Here is a 4,475-nt window from a genome sequence, read left to right on the forward strand (position 1 = left end):
CAACACACCAACACAACATTGATGTCACGCAAAGCGACGAAACGTTACCGGGAAAGGCTCATTGCCCGTGTCCCCTCGCGTCTCTGAGTGGCATTGTCAAGCACGAATCTAGCGGGCTCCGCGCACTCGGCGGGATGCGGTGCCCGGCTGTGTGCGTCGGGCGGCCAAAGTGCCAGCCGAGTACCTGCGGTGCATACGTCACGATTCGAACTTCATACGCCGCCCCGGATACGCGTGCGCCCCGAACACGCTGCCGGAAACTCGCGCAGCTTGTTGTTCTCGTATTACGGCGGCATTGCATGGTGTTGCATGCGTCCACGGCGTGGTGTGGTATCAGGGCACCACTGAACCTGGAGAGGAGCGTCATGCCGACGACCGATACCTCGACGACGGGCACCTCGACGACCGGCGCATCCGGTCTCGTCGGCCACCGGCCCACCCCGGTGAGCACCGCGCCGGGTGGCGGCACCGCCAGCAGCCACGGCACCGAGCAGGACGGGTCCATCGCGGTCGGTTCGGTTCCTGGCCTGCGGGAGTTCCTGGTCCACAAGCGCGCGGCCCTGCAGGAACGCGAGGCCGCGGTCGCCGCGGGCGCCTTCTCGGAGCCGGTGGTGCTGCGGGCGCAGGCCAGTGCCGAAGGGCGTACCGGTCTGCGGCGCATCCGGATCCGCGACCACCAGATCATCAGCGACTCGCTGCCCAACTTCGCCGGTTACGACCTTGGACCCGGCTCACCCGAGCTCGTGCTCGGCGTGCTCGCCAGCTGCCTCACCCACGTGTTCGAGATCGTCGCCGCCCGCCTGATGATACCGCTCGACGAGATCAAGGTGGAGATCGAGGGCTCGATCGAGCCCCGAGTCGGCCAGCCCGGTTTCGAACATGCGCCGCGCGAACCGCACAACATCAACTACCGGGTGTCCCTCACCTCCCCGGCCACCTCCGAACAGATCGAGGTGCTGTACGAGACCGTTGAGGCGGAGTGCCCGCTCCTCGCGCTGTTCACGAACCCGCAGACGATCACTGGTTCGCTGGTGCACACTGCGAGTAGCTGACCGGCAGCGAAATGTTGGTCAAGGCTGTCGCGATGAACGTCGGGTTGTTGGGGAGAGAGGCATGACGTTTCCGGACTGCGCGGCCCCCGTGCTCCGCAGGGCGATCCCGCGCCGGCCCTTCTCCGCCCCGCCGCTGGCATGACCACGGCGGAGTTCCTCTGGTACATCCCCAAGGAGATCCGGCCCGGGCACCGCGGCGACGACGCGATGCCCGGCCATAACAGCCTCGACGTGCTGAGCTGTCAGGCCACCGCGATCGAGCGGCACGGGTGGCGGGGGGCGCTGCTCGGCGCCGGATGGGACCGGCCGGACACCTTCACCGTCGCCACGGCCCTGGTAGCGCGCACGACCTGCTTCGAGCCGCTCATTGCCGTCCGTCCTGGCTACTGGCGGCCGGCGCACTTCGCCGCTGCCGCGGCCACCCTCGATCACCTCTCGGGTGGACGGGTGCGGGTGAACATCGTCTCGGGCCGGGACGATGTCGCAGCCTACGGCGACAGCGAGGGGGACGAGGAGGACCAGGCCCAGCGCTATGCCCGCACCGGCGAGTTCATGCGGCTGGTCCGCCGGCTGTGGACCGAGCAGGACGTCACCCACCGCGGCGAGTACTTCCAGGTGACCGGCTCGACCGTCGGCCCCCGGGTCCAGGCGCGTCCGGGTCGGCCCCACCCGAAGCTCTACTTCGGCGGCGCCTCCGCCGCGGCGGAGCGGGTCTCGGCCACCGAGGCGGATGTCCAGCTTTTCTGGGGTGAGCCGCTCGACGGCATCGCCGAACGCATTGCACGCCTACGGGAACTGAGCGGGAAGCTGGGCCGCGAGCACCCGCCGCTGGAGTTCGGGCTGCGCATCACCACCTTCGTCCGGGACACCACCGAGCAGGCCTGGTCCGACGCCGAGGCCAAGGTCGCCGACCTGGCGGCCCGCCAGGATGACCTCCCCGAGCGCCGAGGCCGCTTCCATGCCGTGGGCCAGCGGCGGCTACTCGATCTTCAGACACGTGGCGAGGTCCTCGACGACAACCTCTACACCACGCCGGGCAGGATCGGCGCCGAGGGCGCCGGCACCACCTGGCTGGTCGGCTCGGCGGCGGAGGTCGCGAAATCCCTGGGCCGGTACGCCGACCTGGGGATCACCCACTTCGTCCTGTCGGACACGCCCTACCTGCGAGAGATCGAGCGTCAGGGCAACCAGCTGTTGCCGCCACTCAGGACGCCCGGCTGACCCTGCTGCGGCATCGGGCGATGACCGGCTGACGGCACGCCGACCGCGCTACGGGCCGAGGTGTACGTCGTCGGCGTAACGCGGGGAAGCTCAGGTCGCGGCGAGGACGGCGGCGCGGACGCGGTCGGGGTGGTCGAGGGGGAGGAACGTGCGGCCGCCCGCGACGATGTCGATGGTCGCGTCGGCGAAGGCGGCGGCCAGGCGCCGGCCGAGGTCGACGCGGAAGAAGCGGTCGGCGTCGCCCCACAGGATGTGGACCGGCGTCTCGAGCTTCCCGAGTCGGGTGGAGACGTCGAGCAGGTCCTGTGGGTCGATGCCGCGGGCCAGTTTCGCCGCGTCCCGCCGAATGGCCGCCTCGGCCAGCGGTGCGACCCACGCACGGGTCATCTCGGGGTCGAAGGGCCGCCTCGCCAGCGGGCCGAAGCCGAGCGGGCCGTGTCGCAGCCGCGCCGAACGCAGCACGGGGACGAGCGCCGAGACCAGCGCCGGATGGCGCAGCGCGCGGACGAGCACCGTGAACGGGAACGGCGGGAAGGTGTCGAACCCGTCGCAGTTGGTCAGCACGGCCCGGCCGACGCGGGTCGGGTCGGTATCCAGGACGAACTGGGCGATCGCGCCGCCGGTGTCGTTGCCGACGAGGGTGACGTCGCGCAGGTCAAGCGCTGCGAGGAAGGCGAGCACCAGCCGGGCGATGCCCCGCGGGGTGAGGTCGGCATCGGGGCGCATCGGCGTTGGATGGGAGCCGAGCGGCAGGGTCGGCGCGTAGCTGCGCACGCCCTGCTCGGCGAGCTGGCTGGCTACGGCCGCCCACAGTTGGCCGTCGACGAGCAGCCCGTGCAGGAACACCACCGGCGGCCGGTCCGACGCAGGCGGATCGGCCGCTCGGTAGGAGATCTGGCCCTGGGGCAGGTCGACGACGTCCGCAGGGAGTGAGCTGTCCATGGCAAGAAACATACGGGCAGACTGTATGTAAATCAATGGTGAGGTGGAGCAGAATCAGTCCGTGCCCGCGTTGCCAAGCCCAGAGTCGTTGCCAGGCCGGGAGTCGTCGCCAAGCCCAGAGCCGTCGCCAGGCCGGGAGTCGTTGCCAGGCCCGAAGCCGAAGCGGCGCCGCCAGGCGGACCGTTCCGCGGCGACGCGGACGGCACTCGTCGCGGCCGGCCGGCAACTGTTCGCGCGGGAGGGCTTCGCCGCGGTCGCCACCGAGGCGATCGTGGTGGTGGCCGGGGTGAGCCGAGGCGCGCTTTACCACCAGTTCGTCGACAAGACCGCCCTGTTCGCCGCGGTCGTCGAGACCGTCGAGGCGGACGTCGCGGCCCGCATCTCCGCCGAGGTCGCCGCCGCCGGATCCGCCGACCCGATCGAGGCGCTGCGCCTGGCCGCGCGGGCCTGGCTGCGGATCTGTATCGAGCCGGAGGTGCACCGCGTCGTCCTGCTCGACGGGCCGTCGGTGCTCGGCTGGGCCGAGTGGCGGGAGCTGTGCCAACGCTACGTCTTCGGCCTCGTCCGCGACGTGCTCGCCTGGGGGGTGGAAGCCGGGCGCATCAGACAGCAGCCGATCAGCCCGCTCGCCCACCTCCTCATGGGCGCCAGTGACGAGGCGGCCCTCTACATCGCCCGCGCCGACGACCCCGAGACCGCCACCGCCGAGATGACGGCTGCCCTCGAACATCTCATCGATGGTCTCACCCGGGACTGACACACTGAGGCTGGCCGGCTGGCGCCGGGTCGAGGCCAACGTGCGGCGCACCAGGATCGACTGGGCACACCACGTCCAGCGGCTACTCACCCTCGACTACCCCGATGCCACCAAGATCGTGCTGGTCATGGACAACCTCAACACCCACGACATCGCCTCGCTGTACGAGGCCTTCGACCCCACCACCGCGTTCGCACTCGCACAACGACTTGAGATCCACCACACCCCCCAACACGGCTCCTGGCTCAACATCGCCGAGATCGAGCTCTCCGCCCTGACCCGACAATGCTTCGACCGCCGCATCGACGACCTCGACGTCCTCAACACCGAACTGGCTGCCTGGCAGAAAACCACCAACACCAACCAGCGCCAAGTCCAGTGGCACTTCACCACCAGCGACGCCCGCACCAAACTCCGCCACCTATACCCCAAACATTAGTAGCGACGGTCTACTAGTATGGCGTGAACCCGACCGAGCGGGCCGACATCGAGATCTACGACCA

At 69.8% G+C, this 4,475-nt stretch carries 4 protein-coding genes and 1 pseudogene; 4 read left to right on the forward strand and 1 reads right to left on the reverse strand.

The window, feature by feature from the left end:
* Nucleotides 1–365 precede the first annotated feature (365 nt).
* Entirely contained in the window at nt 366–1,052 is a 687-nt protein-coding gene (locus G6R25_RS21890; RefSeq protein WP_136449168.1) for an OsmC family protein, read from the forward strand.
* A 138-nt stretch (nt 1,053–1,190) separates the two neighbouring features.
* The gene (locus G6R25_RS21895) at nt 1,191–2,273 is read left to right on the forward strand and encodes an LLM class flavin-dependent oxidoreductase (protein ID WP_136449169.1); all 1,083 of its coding nucleotides are present in this window, start codon (nt 1,191–1,193) and stop codon (nt 2,271–2,273) included.
* A 90-nt stretch (nt 2,274–2,363) separates the two neighbouring features.
* On the opposite strand, the gene G6R25_RS21900 is transcribed toward G6R25_RS21895, so the two are convergent.
* Nucleotides 2,364–3,215 (reverse strand): alpha/beta fold hydrolase, encoded by an 852-nt coding sequence (locus tag G6R25_RS21900; protein ID WP_235949421.1) that lies wholly within the window; start codon nt 3,213–3,215, stop codon nt 2,364–2,366.
* Nucleotides 3,216–3,357: 142 nt separating this feature from the next.
* Here G6R25_RS21900 and G6R25_RS21905 point away from each other — a divergent pair, with 142 nt between their 5' ends.
* A complete protein-coding gene (locus tag G6R25_RS21905) occupies nt 3,358–3,972 on the forward strand; it encodes a TetR/AcrR family transcriptional regulator (RefSeq protein ID WP_136449435.1) in 615 nt (204 codons plus the stop codon).
* Between the two features lie 16 nt (nt 3,973–3,988).
* Nucleotides 3,989–4,411, forward strand: a pseudogene (locus tag G6R25_RS21910) (transposase); the annotation flags it as partial.
* Nucleotides 4,412–4,475: the final 64 nt, after the last annotated feature.

Origin of the sequence: Candidatus Frankia alpina, assembly GCF_902806485.1 — a bacterium.
GTDB lineage: Bacteria > Actinomycetota > Actinomycetes > Frankiales > Frankiaceae > Frankia > Frankia alpina.

What these genes read in the sequence shown, in the direction of transcription:
- G6R25_RS21900 (WP_235949421.1), bottom strand. Translation starts at nt 3,215, where the DNA reads ATGGACAGCTCACTCCCTGCGGACGTCGTCGACCTGCCCCAGGGCCAG.
- G6R25_RS21890 (WP_136449168.1), top strand. Translation starts at nt 366, where the DNA reads ATGCCGACGACCGATACCTCGACGACGGGCACCTCGACGACCGGCGCA.
- G6R25_RS21895 (WP_136449169.1), top strand. Translation starts at nt 1,191, where the DNA reads ATGACCACGGCGGAGTTCCTCTGGTACATCCCCAAGGAGATCCGGCCC.